Raw genomic sequence first — 15,491 nt, forward strand, 5'->3', positions numbered from 1 at the left:
GACCAATTGCAGACTGTCTGCTAACGGCCCAGTTCCTGTCGCTCCGCCCGAAGGCCGGGCGCTAGGCGCCCGGTTCCTTTTTCTCGTCGTCCAGCGGCGTGCGCAGGACGATCCGGCCATTGATCGGCACAACTTCAAGTTGAAGCGAGATTCCCTTGCGGTCGCGATGGAACCACGCGGCTCCGATCCGAGTCCAGAACCCTTTCTCGCCCTTGTTGGCGACATGCCAGGCGAGGAAGTCCGGTGGATTGGTCTCCTGCGCGGGTGCGGTGTTGCTGCGTGCCATGATGATTTCCTTTCGTGTCTGGTGGCTCGTTGCACCAACAGGAAGGCCGCACGGCCAAGGGCAGGATTCATGTCCAACACGGGTGAGCGGAGCGAACCGGCGCGGGCCGGACATTGAAGGCTGACCGAGTGCGGCCAATTGGGGTGCTCACAAACGAAACCGCCTGATCGAAAAGGCATCCAAACAGATGGCAAACAGTCACACTTGCGCGCTGGATCTCTCTCGCCCAAACCTTCGCCATGGCAAACGAGGGCAGTTCACGGAAACGCTGGAGCGAGGAGGAGACGGTGCTCGCGCTGTATCTCTACTTCCAGCTGCCGTTCGGAAAGCTGCACTCGGGCAATCCGGAAATCCAGGAGCTTGCCGCCGCGCTGGGGCGCACGAACAGCTCGGTCGCGATGAAGCTGTGCAATTTCGCCAGCCTCGATCCCAAGATTACCGACAGCGGGCGCAAGGGCCTGGACGGCGCCTCCAAGCTGGATCGCGCGACCTATTCCGAGTTCGGGCAGGATTGGACCGGTCTCGTATCGCGGGCGGAAGACTTGTGGACTGCCCAGGTCGGCCATTTTGAGCCAACACCCATTCCGTCACGCCTCAATGAGAAGCGCAGTGAATTCCGGTTCGAACCCTATCAAGGCGAGTCCACTACACAGGCACTCGTGACCCAGCGCGTCGGCCAGGACTTCTTCCGCCGGGCAGTGCTCGCCAATTACGAAGAGACTTGCTGCATCACCGGTATCGCCGATCCGCGCCTGCTCACGGCGAGCCATATCAAGCCATGGGGGAAGGACAGCGACAACCGGCACAACCCCGCAAATGGTCTGCTGCTTTCAGCGACACTCGACCGCGCCTTCGATCGCGGGCTCATTACGGTAGATCGCCAACGGCGCATCCGCGTCTCAAGGCAATTGCGCGAAAGCCAGAGCCGCGAGACGCGCGACTATTTCCGGCAATTCGAGAACGCAACGTTGCGGTCGGCAATCCGGTTCGATCCTGAACCCGCCTTTCTCGATTGGCACAACGAACACTGCTTCGTCGATCAACGCGCCGCCTGACGTGTCAGGCGGCGCGCGGACTGCCTCCCCTCAATATTCAGAAGCCAGCATGATGGTGAGCACCCGCCGCGTAATAGCAGGATTGGCGGGGTCCTCGCTGCCGAACCGCAATTCTTGGTCGTAGGCATCGATCTTCCAGAACACGGTCTCGGCAGGTCGCGCCGGTCGCGTGGTCGTCCAGCGACCATCGATGTCCTTATAGATCGCCCCGAAATCGCGCTCGCCATAAGGATCATTGTCCTGTGTGAAGGCGTCGAAGGTTTCGACCAGTTCGCGCACCCGCGACTGATCTTCTTCGGGCAAGGTTCGGAAGCCTTCGGTTGCAACCGCAACACAGGCAAGGCCCATCGCCTGCCGCGCCCTATCATTGAGCTGGGCAATCCTCTCGCTGCGGGAAAGGGTGTCAGCGGTCACTGCACCGCCCTCCCGCCATACTCACAAATATCGACCAGCTCGCCGAAATCCTCACGCTCACCCAGTTCCTCGGCAAGGCGCTGCACCGTTCCGAACGGCAAGCCGTTCTCGTTGGCCAGCATCCGCAACCAGTCTTCGCGGCACTCGGCCCCGCAAGCACGGTAGTTCAAGATTGGATCACCCATTTTCTGCCCTCCTTCGGCTGAAAGCCGCATCCGACACGCGGCATGCGGCCTGCCTTCCGGCGAGGATGGGAGGGGGAGGGAAAACCGGAATCGATGCCCTGGCGCGGGCCAGCGGGCGAAGCCCGCCACAACGGGGACGTCTATTTCCGGTTTCGGGAACGAGAGGGCAAAGCCCTTGGTGTTCCCGCCAGGGATCGCCCAGCGATCCAGCAGGAACGGCACCCTTGCAACGGCGCGAAGCCGACGGAGGCCCTGCGCGCGCGATCAGTGCGCCAGCGGGACTACGGCAATGAGAGAGGCAAGAGTGCCTGCGGGTTAGCTCAAAGATGCCGCGCCCTCAGGAGCGCAGAATGCGCGGGACAGAGCGCGTCCACCAGGAATTCCCGCTCCGCTTCAAACTGCTCCTGATCGTCACCCGGATGGGCCGGGACTAAAGGCCCGGTCTGCGCCAGCGGATAGAGCAGGTTGCCCGGCAGGGCAGCCCTTTGTGTTCCTCCTCAAAGAACGGCTATCATTGCCGCAACGAGATCCAAGACGAATACTCTATGGATTCCGAATTGTTTAGGCGTATTGGTAGCTTAAGCGAATGGCCGTAGGCCAAATAAGGCGATCCGCGAGGGGGACAAATGGCCGGCGTAGAACCTCATATCAATGCCATGCCTACCAAGGCGTTCTTTGTAGATATGTTGGTGAAGGACATACCTCTCGAGCGAGCTATACTCGATCTTGTCGACAACTGCATAGACGGAGCGAAGCGCCTTCGCCCGGCCGATGAACCGGACTTCACGGGACTACAGGTAGCCCTAAGCCTCAACGGTGAGGAGTTTGTAATCGAAGATAACTGTGGCGGTTTCGACGTGGCGACTGCCCAGAATTATGCCTTCAGATTCGGCAGGCCATCCGAGGCGAAATCGACTGACTACTCAATCGGTCAGTTTGGCGTTGGAATGAAGCGGGCCCTGTTCAAATTCGGTCGATACTTCGAAGTCCATTCAACGACACGAAATCAGAAGTGGTCGATGACAGTAAATGTCAATGAATGGGAGGAGGCTCCGGAATGGGTTTTCGACTTCGACGAAATTATCGAAGATCAGGAATTCCCAATGGAGGACTGTGGGACAAGAATCATCGTCCGAGAACTGAGGCCGGAGGTCTCGTCGCGGTTTGGCGGAGAGTATTTTAGGCGCCAACTTTCTGAGATGATACGCTCTCATCAAAGACAATTTTTAGCCTCCGGTCTCGCCATAGAGTTCGATGGGACCCACCTCACAAATACCGAATTGAAGATTAGAACGGGCGGTAAATTCAATCCGGCGATTGAGGAGTTTTCCTACGACGAAGAGACTGAAGCCCCAATTCTCGTCCGAATCGTTGCCGGACTATCTGAATCGATCCCATCAGAGGCAGGATGGTACATCGTCTGCAACGGTCGCGTGATCCTATCGGCTGATCGCTCGGACCAGACTGGTTGGGGTTCGGTGGCGGATCAAAAGGTCGGCATTCCAAAATATCACAATCAATACGCTCGCTTTCGCGGCGTTGTCTTCTTCAACTGTAGATCGTCCAGCAAGCTTCCTTGGAACACAACGAAGACGGGTCTCGATGCATCGTCGGCTGTCTGGCAGGCCACATTCCCAAAAATGTTGGATCACACTCGAACGGTTATCAAGTTCCTCAATTCTCTAGATGAAGAAATTGAGGAGTACGGACGATCTGCAGCGCCATTGCTTTCAGCATTGAGCCGTGAAACGCAGGCACAGGAGGTAGAGAAATTCAAAGGGTCGCGGTCATTCTCCTGGAATACTTCACCTCGTGCTCCAGGCCCGAAAATGACGAAGATCCAGTATTCGCGCGAGGCGAGTAAGATTCGCACCCTTATGACGGCCTTGGGCGTCGGAAGTGCAAAGGCAGTGGGCGAATCGACCTTTGACATAATCTACAAAGAGCAAGCCGAAGGCGAAGAAGAGTAATGACGGCTAGCTATCAGCTCATTGATTATTCTGTGAGGCCGGCGAAGTTCGCCGAGCGCAAGATGCTCAGCGAAATGCTTGGTCGACTGAAGGTATTCGGTTCGCTCGAGACATACCGATATATTGGCTTCGGTTCGATCTGGTTCTCAGATTGTGTGCTTTTCCATCGCGCGCTCGGTATTGAGCATATGGTGTCGATTGAGCGCGAACTCGAGCACGAGGCTCGTTTCGAATTCAACAACCCATACCGTGGTATCGAACTCAGAATGGGCGAGTCCACAGATGTGTTGCCTGGACTCGATTGGAACCAAAGGTCAATCGTCTGGCTCGACTATGACGACCCTCTTTCCCCTGCGATCCTCGACGATGTTCGAACTGTCGCAACAAGGGCGAGTCCAGGAACGGCGCTTATTGTTTCAGTGCAATCCCATAAGCTTTTCGACAATCAAGACCCCGACGAGCAACCTATTCACATCGACGACCGCGCCAAGTTTCAGCAGTTTTTCGGCGATGCGCGCACACCTCCAGAAATGGAGCCGGTCGATCTTCGAGGTTGGACATTATCGAGCACTTCTCGTCGCATTATCCGTTTGGAAATCGAAGAGGGATTACGCCAAGTGAACGCCGCGCGTGGGCAGGGGCAGAGGCTGCAATTCCGTCAAATTGCTGCCTTCGAATATGCCGACGGCGCGAAAATGACTACCATTGCCGGTGTCTTCACGGATGAAGGGCAGAATGGGTTGTTCGAAGGTGCAGGCTTCAGGGAGCTAGCGTTCTTCCGAGAGGGTGATGAGGCTCTTCGCATCAACGTTCCGATGCTTACACCCCGCGAAATGAGGCATTTGGACCGAAGCCTCCCTTGCCCCGACGGTGCCGAAATTGATCGAGGCCCAATTCCTCAAAGGGAGACAAATCATTACGCGAAGCTCTATCGCTATCTCCCGAATTTCGCATCTTATGAACTCTAATGCTGTTGGGGAACTCGGGTGCATGCCTTCAGATTGCAGCCTTGCAACTGAGACTCAGTAATGTCTCTGTAGGTTACACTCCTGACAGAGTGGAAAGGCCGTGATTGGGGCCGAAGCCCGGCAGAGCAAGAAGGCATATTCTGAAACCCCTTTCAATTTGAAGGGGGGCAACTTCATTTCAATTCGTTTCTCTTTACACTTCTATGGGTTAGGTTCCATCGAATAGGAAAGCAGAATGGCCCAAGAGCCCGAAAAAAAGATCAAATATTCGATTCACCTCGCGTCGGAGTCCGTGAAGGACCTCGCCGATTTCCTCACAGAAAATGCAAGAGCTAAATCGATTCAGATTGAATTGCGCAAGGCCTTTCCGTTTGAGTGCGCCTTGTATCACAAGCCGACTATCAACTCGGTGCCCGGTTGGGCGACGAAGCTCGATGATTTCTTCGAAATTGACGGGAAGATTCGGTCGGCTTCATCGGCCGCTGTGGTGCTGTTCAAATGCAAGAACAGGGTATTCGCCTGCTCGTACGGACATGGCCATACCATGCTCAATAGCGATAGGCGGGAGAATGATTTCGGGTTGTTGGTGGCGGCCAATTCACTTTCAGACGAGAATGTAAAACTGGTCGAGAAAGCCAACCTCGGTAGTGTCATCCGCGATGCAACTCAGGCGGCGGGTATTACGAGGCTTCAGGAGTTCAATGTCGATAGAGCGCTGAGCCTTGTTCGGAAACTTAGCGGCAACGCGAAGGACGGTAACTCCGCGCTTAGTGGAGCCAGTTCGATTACACTGATATCCGACAAAGATGTCGGCGAGCTCCATGAGCTCGGAGAAGCGCTCCTAGATTTATACAGCGCGACCAGCTACAAAAAGACGGCGTTTGGGATTATCGACAAGATCAAACCCGTTCTTGATGTGATGCTCGTAAAAAAGCTCGACCAGGCGCTTCTGGACGATTTGAATTCCGAAGATCCGTCCTTCGAGCTTGGGGCACCAGAAATCGATACCGAGCCAATCGGCTACATGACGATATCGGGAGCAAAGTCTCGGGCACAATACCCCGACATCTCGCTAGCTACGTTTCTTGATGTGGTTGGCGATCTGGAAACGACGGACGATCTTCACGCGTACTGCGTCGTGACCCACAACATCGATGGAACGCATCGCTTGAAGGAATGGACGCTTTACAGGGGGCTTGTTGGTTCAATCGTCGATGGGACGAAAAGATATGCTCTGAATGAGGGGAAATGGTACCGGATCGATGAGGCTCTACAAAAGTCGGCCAACGACGCGTTCGCGAAGGCATCGAAGGGTTGGGACAAGGCATACTTGCCGTGGCCAATCATTACGCGCGGGAAAAAGGGTAAGACCTCTGTTTATGAACCAGAGGGCGACTTCAACAAGCGTGTAGCGAACGCCGATCCTAACTTGTTGCTATTTGACGCGGACCTCGTTCCAATTCCCAACACGCCGGGGCCGGGTGTCGAAATTTGCGACCTATTCGAGGTGAAGCAAAAAAGGCTCATCCACGTCAAGAAGAGCGGTCGGCGATCAAGCGTGATCAGCCACTTCCTCACTCAGGGCATGAACTCAGCCAAATTTTTGCGAACATATGACCAGATACGGAATGAGTTTTTCAACCGCTTGGAGAAGCTCGTCGACCCAGCGACACTCGCTGATCTTCAGAACTCATTCCCATACGATTGGACTGTCGAATTCAAATTTGGGGATTTCCCCAATCAGTCAGGTGACTACACGATCCCCTTCTTTTCGCGTGTGACGCTCGATGAAACAAAGCGCGAAATCGAAGCCCTTGGGTACAAGGCTGTCGAGGTGTCTTTCATCAAGCTATCTAACCCGTAATCGAACGATGACCGGTCAATCGCGATAGTCCCGTATCGCGTTCTGATCGAGTTTCTTTGCCGGTACGAGTTTGTAGTGCCGCTCTTCGACGACTTTGATTTCCTCGTTCTGTATCGTCAACTCGAAGAGCGCGACGATATCGTCGTCCATGAATTGCGCCGCAATCGCCTTGCACCGCATGCCTGGGAATTTCTGCTCAACGAACCTGATATCTTGCGTCGCCTGCACGATGCCGATCTGGTCCTTCCCGCCTTTGGCCTGGACAGGAATGATGTAGTGGCAGCCGCGCTTGTCGATCCCGACGTAGAGCTCATCGATCTCGATCTGGCCGATCCCTTTGACGGTCGTGCGTAGATGGTTTTGCAGGCTGTAGGTGGTGAGGCTAAGAAAGGTGTCTATCAAGCGATTATACCGGACAATCGCCAAGAGCGCTTGCTCGTCGTCGAGCGCGTAGGCGCGAATGACCTCGGGCGTGGCATCGGGGATATCGATGCGAGCAAGATCATCGCGCGGAATGACGCGGCTGATCTTGACGAGTGAAAAGCGGTAACGTGATCGCCCTGCAAGCTCGATAATCCATTCCATCCCTTCAGGCTGGGTCGCGACGATCTGGGCGGGCAGATCGTTCCTGAACCGGAAGGAATAGATCACATCCCCAACATTGTCCGGAAGTGCGATATCCAATGTCACGGCAGCGTCTTTGATTTCCTGCCGGGTGAAATCCAACGCGGTTGCCCCAGGGCTATAGTGATCTAAGAAAATCTTCTCGATCAGCGCCTCGTAGCGGTTTGGACTCTTCTTAGGCATATGCAGTCTGCTCAGCCATGCGTTCGCGTTCGATATCGACCTGCTTGCGCTTAGTGGCTCCGCTTTTGCGGTCGCGGCGGCTAGGTAGCGGTTCGACGCCGAAATAATCGGATGCGCCAGTCAGATCGAAAGACAGCAACTCTTCCTCGCCAAGTGGCAAGACTTGCTCCGGCCTGAGCGGCTTGGCGCCGAGCGCCTTCATCACTTGTGCCGCAACGGCCCTGGCGAGAGGCGGGGGCACAGCATTTCCGATCTGCCGCGCGCCATGCCACTTGGTGATATTGAAACGAAACCAGTCGGGAAAGCCGTGCAAGCGCGCCATTTCTCGTACAGTTACGCAACGATCATAGCGGTAGTGGATCGGCCTCGGGCTCGTGAAGGCTCCTCGTGCGCCGTCCGTACCGGCGCGCAGCGTATTCGATACGCCGTCATGCGCGAGCTTGTAAAAGCGGCTGATCGGTTCAACCGATCCGGGTTCGGTTTCGGCAAAGCGATTACGGGAAATGTCAGTATGCTGCGTGCGGTAGCTCGATGTCAGGCTGGTCGGGTCCCAATCTCGAACATATCCGAAGTGCCACGCATCGTTTGTTAAACAACGCAACTCAGCGGCGTAATCCGAAGGAGGGCCGAATGAGGTTGTCCGGACAGAATCGGTATTGGCCAGCGTTTGGAACCGGTCGGCATCAGGAAGATCGTCAAGCGCGTCCTCGGCAGTCGGGCCGTCCGGAAGGCCTGCAATTGCCTTGTTGCGTCCAGCAAGATTGGTGAATGGCGCAGGATAATCCGGCAATTTCTCTCCCTTGCGGCACCCGAAGAGAATGAGGCGCTCGCGGAACTGCGGCGTGCCATAATGACCGGCATTAAGCACCTTCCAGGGCAGGCGCACCTCGTATCCGACATCATCGAAGGCCTCGACCAGCTCCTTTAGGAAGGCTTTATGTTTTCCCACCGTCAATCCTTTGACGTTTTCGAAAACGAACGTGCGGGCGCGAAGCTCAGAAACGATCCGCACAAAATCCAGCACAAGCTTGTTACGTGGATCGGCAAGGACACGGTGACCGATGAGCGAAAACCCTTGGCACGGCGCGCCGCCAAACACGCAATCGACAGTCGTGTTGCCGATCCCGGCGAACTTGCGGATGTCATCGCCGCTAAGGCCAGCGACAGATTGCGGAATGACAGTTGTGTCGGGGAAATTGTATTTATGGACTGCGCAATGAACGGGATCGATTTCGACCGCTGCGGCAATATCGAATCCGGCCTGCTCGAAACCGAGGCTCAAGCCTCCCGCCCCTGCAAATAAGTCTATCCCCACCGGTCTCATGCACTGCTGTCCTTCAATTTGGTTCTCGTCGATTCATCATTCAGTCTATCGTGGGCTGCCCGGCCTGTCGATCGAAATTTAGGATTCATCCACAAAGGCTTGTAGGCGCGCTGCGAGCTGTTCGGATTCTTTGATTTCGCATTGCCAAAGGACGAGCACTTGCCACCCCAACGACTCAAGTTGTTCTTTTTTTGTTCTATCACGTTCCACGTTACGTGCAAGTTTGGGAAGCCAATAATCTGGTCGGGATTTGGGCGGTTGGCCTTTGGCGCATCCATGGGCATGCCAAAAGCAACCATGAACGAAGATTACCTTCCGGTGGCGGGGTAGGACGATATCAGGTTTGCCAGGTAAGTCTTTGCGGTGAAGTCGGAAGCGAAGGCCCAAGGCGTGCAGTATCTGCCTAACCTTCATTTCCGGCCCGGTGTTCTTGGTGCCAACGGCTTGCATGATGCGCCGGCGCTGTTCGGGGCTGCGCGTATCCACCGGAGCAATCTACCTTCCGGCTGATGCCAAATGAAAGTAGATTTCTAATTCAGTCCGAACGCAAGAACTCAGCAGCTTTGGCCGCCGCGCTCGCGGCAGTGAAGATCGCCCGGTTGTCGGCCCTAAGCACCTTCAGCCAGCTCGCCAGGTAGCTGGCGTGATCCGGGCGCGGGCTGGCGGAAAGGCCAAGGTCGCCGCAGAGGAATGCTGAACCAAGCTCGGCCACCAGTTCTTCCATGGCGTAGGCATCGTCGCCGAACCGCTTGCCGAATGTCCGGGCAAGGCGGTGGTCAGCGCCAGACCAATGGATGAGCTCGTGCATCAAGGTTGCGTACCAGTTCTGCGCCGCGCTGCCGCTGGCCGTTGCGAAGAACCGCTCGCGGTCTGGCATGGTGATCGTGTCGGTAGAAGGGGTGTAGTGAGCGCTATCGCCATGGATGCGCACGCTGGCACCTGTGCCCGCAACGAAGCTGTCCGCCTGCGGGATAGGGTCGAAGTCTTCGCCGTCCGGCACTTCGGGCAGAGCGTAGCCCTCGACCTGGCTGGCGTTAAACACGTGCGAGGCCTGCGCGAAGATGCGGGTCGAGCTGTCTCTTTCCTCGGCTTGATCGTCATTGCGCTTATCAAAGACCTTGTAGAACACGATGGGCGAAGCCTTCTCGCCCTTGCGAACCTGAGCACCGAGTGACTGCCACTGGCGATAGGTCGCCCAAAGACCGTGCCCGAAGTCTTGCGCTTCGGCGCTCGCCCAAAGGGCAAGTACGTTGACGCCGCGATAGGCTTTCCCGGTCGCTGCATTTTTGGGTCGCGAAAGCGGCGCGGTGCTGCGATGCCAAGGGAGCGAAAACTTGTCGGTGCCGCGTTCAAGGGCGGCGATGATCTGGTTGGTGATCGTGTCGTAAATGCTGGCGGTTGTGGTGCTAGCCATGGTGAAGATCCTTCGTCCAATCGTTGGGAACGCGGATGAAGGGACGGGCCGGATTGGCCGGGCGGGTCAGCGGTTACGCGGAGCAGGCAACACGGGAGGGCTTCAGCCCGAATGGAGCGGGCAGGCTGTTGATCCGCCCGGTACGGCCTGTCGAAGAGGAGCAGTTCATTCCAACGGCAGGGCGAAGGACGCCATGGCCTGCCACCGCCGGGGCTATTCGATCATCATCCCATCCCAGCACCCATTGCCTTTGACTTTCCGGCTTCGGGAGTGCTCGCGGTCATGGCCGTCTGCTTCTCGCCTGCGCGCTCGTAGATCGCGCGGACAAGCCGGTCCTTGTCGTCGGTGACAACCACCGCCTCGGCCTTTGCGCGCGATAGCGCGACATAGAGCATCTTCTGATCAACCAGATTGGTGGATCGGCTGTCTGCATGGATCAGGACGCGTTCGGCGGTCTGGCCCTGCGCGGCGTGGGCAGTCTGGACATAGGCGTGGCGCAAATGGGCGTCGCGAGGATCGGAGAGATCGAGCGTCTGCTCGCGTCCGTTGGCGAGCTTCACCGTTGCCCGGTCACGGGCGGGATCGATGCGTGTGACGGTCCCACCAAGGCCATTGACCCGCCCCGCCTCGCGGTCGTTGCGAGTGAACTGCACCCGGTCGCCTGTGCGCAGCTCCATCGGTTTCGGCTCGAAGGCTTCGGCTTTGCCAGCGCCCCACTGCCGGGGATGCCAGTCAAGCGACTGTCCATCGCGGCCTTCGAGGGCAATGCGCCCGCGCTCGGGATCGATGGCGGCAATCGCAAAGCTCTCGCCCCGGCGCACGTCTTTGGCGGCATAGTCGCGGCTGAACCGGACGACATCGCCGATGGCATAGCTTGCCGCCTCGCGCGCTTCGGCACGGGTCAGACCTTTCGCTTCAAGAGCGTGGAACCGGACCACATCAGCAGACAGCTCGCCGCGTCCGGTCAGCTTTGCTCGGATCATGTCGGTGAGCCGGTCGCGGCCTTCGCGCGATGGTTCGATAACCAGCGTCCGGGCGCGCTCTGTTGGTGCCATGGCCAGATAATGCCGGGCCATCGCCCCAAGGCGCTCATCGGGCATTGCGCCTTCGATCACCTTGCCGCCGCCACGTTCAAGCGCGGCCAGGGCTTTGCCCGCATGGCCCTCTATCGAGGCCATGACGGCTTCGCGGGTCGCGGCATTGGTCTGTCGGACCACGTCGGCAAGTTTCACGGTCGCCATGCCTGCCTCCTGCATCTGGGCAAAGGCTGCACCCGCTCCGACCGAGCCCAGCTGCTTGACATCGCCGACCAGAACAAGCCGGGCTCCGGCCTTGTCGGCGCGGGTCATGAGTTTCGCCATATCGTGGGCCGAAAGCATTGAGGCTTCATCGACGATCCAGACGGCGTCCTTCCCCGCTGTTTTCGCCTCGGGCGCGAGCAAATGCCGCGCCACGGTATCTCCGCGCAGACCTAGCGCCTCGCCAAGCACGGTTGCTGCCGATGCGGTTGGCGCGAGCGCAGTTACGGCAAGCCCATGTCGCCGGGCCTCGCGTGCATAGGTTGCGAGCACTGTCGTGGTCTTGGCCGTCCCGGCATAGCCCTGTACGGCGGCGATCCGGTTACGCGAAGTGAGCAGGTCTGCGGTCGCCCGCTTCTGGTCCTCGCTCCAGGCGTAGCCGGATCGGGCTGATTGCCGCGCGGCGCGTTCGATGGTCCGTGCTGCTGCCACCGGCGTGGCAAGCGATTGCGCCATGCCACGCCCGGCTTGCTCAAGTCGCAACATGGTGCGCTCGGTCTCGATGGCCTGCGGCGTCGTGAAACCGAAAAAATCCGCCCCGCGTCTGTCCAGGCAAGTGCGCGGGACTAGCTCGCCACTCTCTCCGGCCTCGGCGATCGCAGCAGTGATGGCGCCGTGCCCGGCCCTGCCGAATGCGAAGTCCCCGGCCTCGCGCGCCAGCGTGCTGGAAGAAAACACCGCCTCGCGTTCGGACAGCTTGGCAGCAGCCCAAGCCACGGCCTGCCTAGCCAGCAATTCCGGGCTGACCGTTGCTTCGCTGCTCTTGGCCCGCTCTCTCGCTTGACTGATCAGCCTGTCTCGCGCTGCATTGTCGAACCCGTTGGTATCGGCAGTCGCCCGCCAGTCGGCCCGCAAGGTGCGATGATCCGTGCTGGTCTTGGCCTCGCGCGTATCGAGCGCGGCAATCTGCTTTTCGGCGGCACTGGCTTCCGCGCGGCTCGTGCCGCGCTCGACAAGCCGGGCATCGATCGCTGCGGTGCGCTGGCTCAGCGCATCGATGGCCTTCTCCGGAACACCTGCGATCTCGAAGAGCGAGTCTTTGGCCACTTCGATCTTGTATCCCAGCGCGGCAACGCCGTGCGCCAGTTCCTGCCGGTAGATCGCACCGATCTCCTTTTGCAGCTGGTAAAAGGCGCGTGGCTCCAGACTGCGCCAGTTGCCATCCTTGTCCTGCGTGGCGTGGATCACGACGGCATGGGTATGCAACTGCGGGTCCTGCGCCCGGCTTGTGGCATGGCGGAAGGTGGCGATGGCGAGATTGCCGGTCGCTTCGCGCCGGACCTCGCCGCCCTGCCTGATCCGTGTTGCCGCCATGTGCTTTTCGACATGGGCGAGAGCCACTTTCACCGCCGCTCTATGCGCCTTGATCAGCCGCTTGTCTCCGGCAACCTCGGCCATGATCGAGACCGACTTGGGTGCGGACAAGGTGATATCCCAGCCAGGCCGGTGCTCGACCTTGCCATCGCGGGTTGTGCCGAGTTGCTGTCCGGCAATCCGGCCTTCGAGCAATTCGGCAAACTTGTCGCGATCGACCTCGCCTGACAGGCCCAGCTTCTCCGCTGCCTCACCAAACCATTCGGACGGAGCCCTGCCGCCTTCGGCATAGTAATCGTCGGCCTCGTAGTAGCTCGCGGCCTGACCGGCGCTCGACAGGGCAGAGACCGAAGCAACCATCAGACCGGTCCCGGTTTTGCGTCGGGCTCGGCGCCTTTCGCGATCTCGCTGACCCGGCTCCACAGCGTGCCTGCCGGATCGCCTGGCACGTAGGCAGGCTGACGAGGGTCGCCACGCCGGGTGATGTGATCTGCGGTAAGGCCGATGCGGGCTACCGGCAGACCATCGGGAAGAAGCAGATAGCCCTGATGTGGGACAAGCCGCAGTTCGCTTTCGAGTACGGCAGGACGGAACTGGCGCTGGGTAGCAATAGTCGTGCGCGGCACTTCGCTGCCAATCGAGAGTGTGTCGGTGGCAACGCGCAATTCCACCTCGCACTGGCCGATGGTCTCGCTCGCCCATTTGCGGGTTTCCTGGTCGACGGTTTGCAGGAACAGCTTGGTGTTGCAGCAGGCGAGCATGGCCTCGGCGATGTTGGCACCGTAGCGATTGCGCATCTGCCCGAGCGCCTGGAAGGTCAGCACAATCGCCGCGCCGAACTTGCGTCCTTCTGGCAGAAGGCGAGCCAGGTTCTCGACGCGCGGCAGGTCGGCCAGTTCGTCGAGCACGAACCAGATGCGGCGTTTGGGCGATGGCGACAGGCCCAGCACCGCGCTTGCCGCGCATTCTAGCCAGCACGCCATGAGCGGCTTGGACGCTTCAAAATAATCCTCTTTGCGAGGGACGAAGATCCAGGGCTTTGCGCCCTCGCACTCATCCAGCTTGGCGATGAAGTCGCGGAAGGCGAAGTGGTCCTCTCCCTCATCTTCGACCTTCAGGAACTGGATCAGGTTTGCGGCCTTGGCGAGCATGAACAGCACGCTGCCCGTCGCGCGGTCGGCGTCATTGGCAAAGGTGCGGGCGGATGACGTATGCCCCAGCCACTCCTTCAACTGCTCCTTGTCCTTCACCTGCAAGGCTTCGAGCAAGGCTTCGAGGCTGCAGTTCTTTTCCGCCCAAAGCGAGCGGATCATGTTGGCGACAAGAATGCGGCTTGTTTCGAGCCAGACGTCGTCATCCTGGCTGCTGGTTTCCGAGACCAGCTGGCGGGCTATCCGGTCGGCGTCGGCGGGGTGCGATATCTCGTCGAAGGGCGTCCAGAAGGCGCAGCGCGCATCGAAGGGATTGAGGATGATGTCCCCGCGCGCGGGGTTGTAATAGTGGGCGATGAACTCGCCCGATGTGTCATAGACCAGCGCCGCTTCTCCACGCCTCTCGATGCCGTCGAGCATCTGGCGCAAGGCAGTGGTCTTGCCGCTGCCGGTGGTGCCGAGAAAGGCGAAGTGACGGGTCTCGATGCGGCGCGGAACGGGAACCGGTCCTATGCGCAGGGCGTCCCTGCCACAGAGCAAAGTGGTCTGTGCAGCGACATCCTCTTCATCTGCCACGCGGGTGCCGCCAATGACCCGGTCAGCCAGCGTATCCTTGCCTTGTGCTGACATGGTGCGTTGGATCAGCCAGGCCGCGAGAACGCCAATGACGAGACCGAGGAACGCTCCTCCGCTCGATACCTTCAAGGCTTTCCAGAGCGCGCCTTCAATGAACGGATCGCTAGCAAAGCCGGAAGCGGAAACGGTCCAGTGTTTGCCCTCCATCGAGACGTTCATCATCATGTCCTTGCCCGCCATTTCACCAAGCATGGCGAGCAGTTTTGCACCGAGGCACTGGCCTGCAACCTTGAGCTCTGCGGGGAGCATCATGAACTGCGGCGCGATGATCGCCCCGGCTCCGGTTGAGACAAGGATCAGCTTCGAAAAGAAGCCGAAGCGCTGCTGCCATTGCGCCATGCGCACACGCCAGAGGGCATGTGCGCGGGTGACAAAATCTACTCCCATGGTCATGGCTTAATCTCCAGAGCGAGCGAGCGCTGGCGCTCGAATGCGGCGCGCGCTTCGGCTGCAATTGTCTCGTCGGATTTCTTCGTGCCCAGCGCGGCATGGCGGGCGTAAGCGTAGGCCGCACAGGCGGTGAACAGGGTGCGGTCGAGCACCCGTTCGGCTTCGGCGAGGCGCTCCGATATCGCCCCGATCTCGCGCGCCATTTCGGCGAGATCGGTTTCCTTGTCGGTGCCGTGCAGGACCGAAAGAAAGCCCGCGTCGATCACTTTCAGGAGCATCGCATACTCCGACAATCCGCGCCGGTCGGCGATGCCGGACAGCGACCGTGCCTGCGAAGGATTGAGGCGGATGGTGCGCTTTATGTGGCTCGCCATCACCACCTCCCGCGCGCGCTCGAAGCGCGCTCCAGGAACGG

14 protein-coding genes are annotated in these 15,491 nt (G+C 58.9%); 4 read left to right on the forward strand and 10 right to left on the reverse strand.

Features of this window, described 5'->3' with window-relative positions; translation table 11 throughout:
- Window positions 1-61: 61 nt before the first annotated feature.
- A complete protein-coding gene (locus tag CCE89_RS07905) occupies window positions 62-286 on the reverse strand; it encodes a hypothetical protein (RefSeq protein ID WP_086437493.1) in 225 nt (74 codons plus the stop codon).
- Between the two features lie 239 nt (window positions 287-525).
- Between CCE89_RS07905 and CCE89_RS07910 the strand changes: the two genes are divergently transcribed.
- Window positions 526-1,341, forward strand: coding sequence for an HNH endonuclease (locus CCE89_RS07910; protein ID WP_086437494.1), 816 nt, complete (start codon window positions 526-528; stop codon window positions 1,339-1,341).
- Between the two features lie 30 nt (window positions 1,342-1,371).
- Here the strand turns inward: CCE89_RS07910 and CCE89_RS07915 are convergent, their stop codons facing one another.
- On the reverse strand, window positions 1,372-1,755 hold the full coding sequence (locus CCE89_RS07915) for a DUF3768 domain-containing protein (RefSeq protein ID WP_234989997.1): 384 nt from the start codon (window positions 1,753-1,755) through the stop codon (window positions 1,372-1,374).
- Window positions 1,752-1,940, reverse strand: coding sequence for a hypothetical protein (locus tag CCE89_RS07920; protein WP_086437496.1), 189 nt, complete (start codon window positions 1,938-1,940; stop codon window positions 1,752-1,754). Before CCE89_RS07920 ends, CCE89_RS07915 begins: the two co-directional genes overlap by 4 nt.
- Before the next feature lie 626 nt (window positions 1,941-2,566).
- On the opposite strand from CCE89_RS07920, the gene CCE89_RS07925 reads away from it, so the two are divergent.
- The 3 genes from CCE89_RS07925 to CCE89_RS07935 all read left to right on the forward strand — a co-directional run bounded on the left by CCE89_RS07925 (window position 2,567) and on the right by CCE89_RS07935 (window position 6,742).
- Window positions 2,567-3,910, forward strand: a complete 1,344-nt coding sequence (locus tag CCE89_RS07925) for an ATP-binding protein (protein ID WP_086437497.1) — start codon at window positions 2,567-2,569, stop codon at window positions 3,908-3,910.
- Complete coding sequence (locus tag CCE89_RS07930; protein ID WP_086437498.1) at window positions 3,910-4,878, forward strand: O-methyltransferase; 969 nt, start codon at window positions 3,910-3,912, stop codon at window positions 4,876-4,878. Before CCE89_RS07925 ends, CCE89_RS07930 begins: the two co-directional genes overlap by 1 nt.
- A gap of 235 nt (window positions 4,879-5,113) precedes the next feature.
- On the forward strand, window positions 5,114-6,742 hold the full coding sequence (locus CCE89_RS07935; RefSeq protein WP_086437499.1) for a DUF6119 family protein: 1,629 nt from the start codon (window positions 5,114-5,116) through the stop codon (window positions 6,740-6,742).
- 15 nt (window positions 6,743-6,757) lie between these two features.
- On the opposite strand, the gene CCE89_RS07940 is transcribed toward CCE89_RS07935, so the two are convergent.
- The 7 genes from CCE89_RS07940 to CCE89_RS07970 form a co-directional block, all read right to left on the reverse strand.
- Entirely contained in the window at window positions 6,758-7,549 is a 792-nt protein-coding gene (locus tag CCE89_RS07940) for an endonuclease (RefSeq protein ID WP_086437500.1), read from the reverse strand.
- A complete protein-coding gene (locus CCE89_RS07945; RefSeq protein WP_086437501.1) occupies window positions 7,542-8,873 on the reverse strand; it encodes a DNA cytosine methyltransferase in 1,332 nt (443 codons plus the stop codon). Before CCE89_RS07945 ends, CCE89_RS07940 begins: the two co-directional genes overlap by 8 nt.
- Before the next feature lie 78 nt (window positions 8,874-8,951).
- Window positions 8,952-9,359 carry a very short patch repair endonuclease gene (locus tag CCE89_RS07950; RefSeq protein ID WP_268762230.1) on the reverse strand — a complete coding sequence of 136 codons (408 nt, stop codon included), beginning with the start codon at window positions 9,357-9,359 and terminating at the stop codon, window positions 8,952-8,954.
- Between the two features lie 49 nt (window positions 9,360-9,408).
- Window positions 9,409-10,287 (reverse strand): ArdC family protein, encoded by an 879-nt coding sequence (locus CCE89_RS07955; protein WP_086437502.1) that lies wholly within the window; start codon window positions 10,285-10,287, stop codon window positions 9,409-9,411.
- A 224-nt stretch (window positions 10,288-10,511) separates the two neighbouring features.
- Window positions 10,512-13,259 (reverse strand): MobF family relaxase, encoded by a 2,748-nt coding sequence (mobF, locus tag CCE89_RS07960; RefSeq protein ID WP_086437503.1) that lies wholly within the window; start codon window positions 13,257-13,259, stop codon window positions 10,512-10,514.
- Window positions 13,259-15,079, reverse strand: a complete 1,821-nt coding sequence (locus tag CCE89_RS07965; RefSeq protein ID WP_086437504.1) for a type IV secretion system DNA-binding domain-containing protein — start codon at window positions 15,077-15,079, stop codon at window positions 13,259-13,261. Before CCE89_RS07965 ends, mobF begins: the two co-directional genes overlap by 1 nt.
- Complete coding sequence (locus tag CCE89_RS07970; protein ID WP_086438035.1) at window positions 15,076-15,450, reverse strand: hypothetical protein; 375 nt, start codon at window positions 15,448-15,450, stop codon at window positions 15,076-15,078. The genes CCE89_RS07965 and CCE89_RS07970 overlap by 4 nt, the downstream gene beginning before the upstream one ends.
- Window positions 15,451-15,491: the final 41 nt, after the last annotated feature.

Origin of the sequence: Altererythrobacter xiamenensis, assembly GCF_900177715.1 — a bacterium.
Lineage (GTDB): Bacteria > Pseudomonadota > Alphaproteobacteria > Sphingomonadales > Sphingomonadaceae > Erythrobacter > Erythrobacter xiamenensis.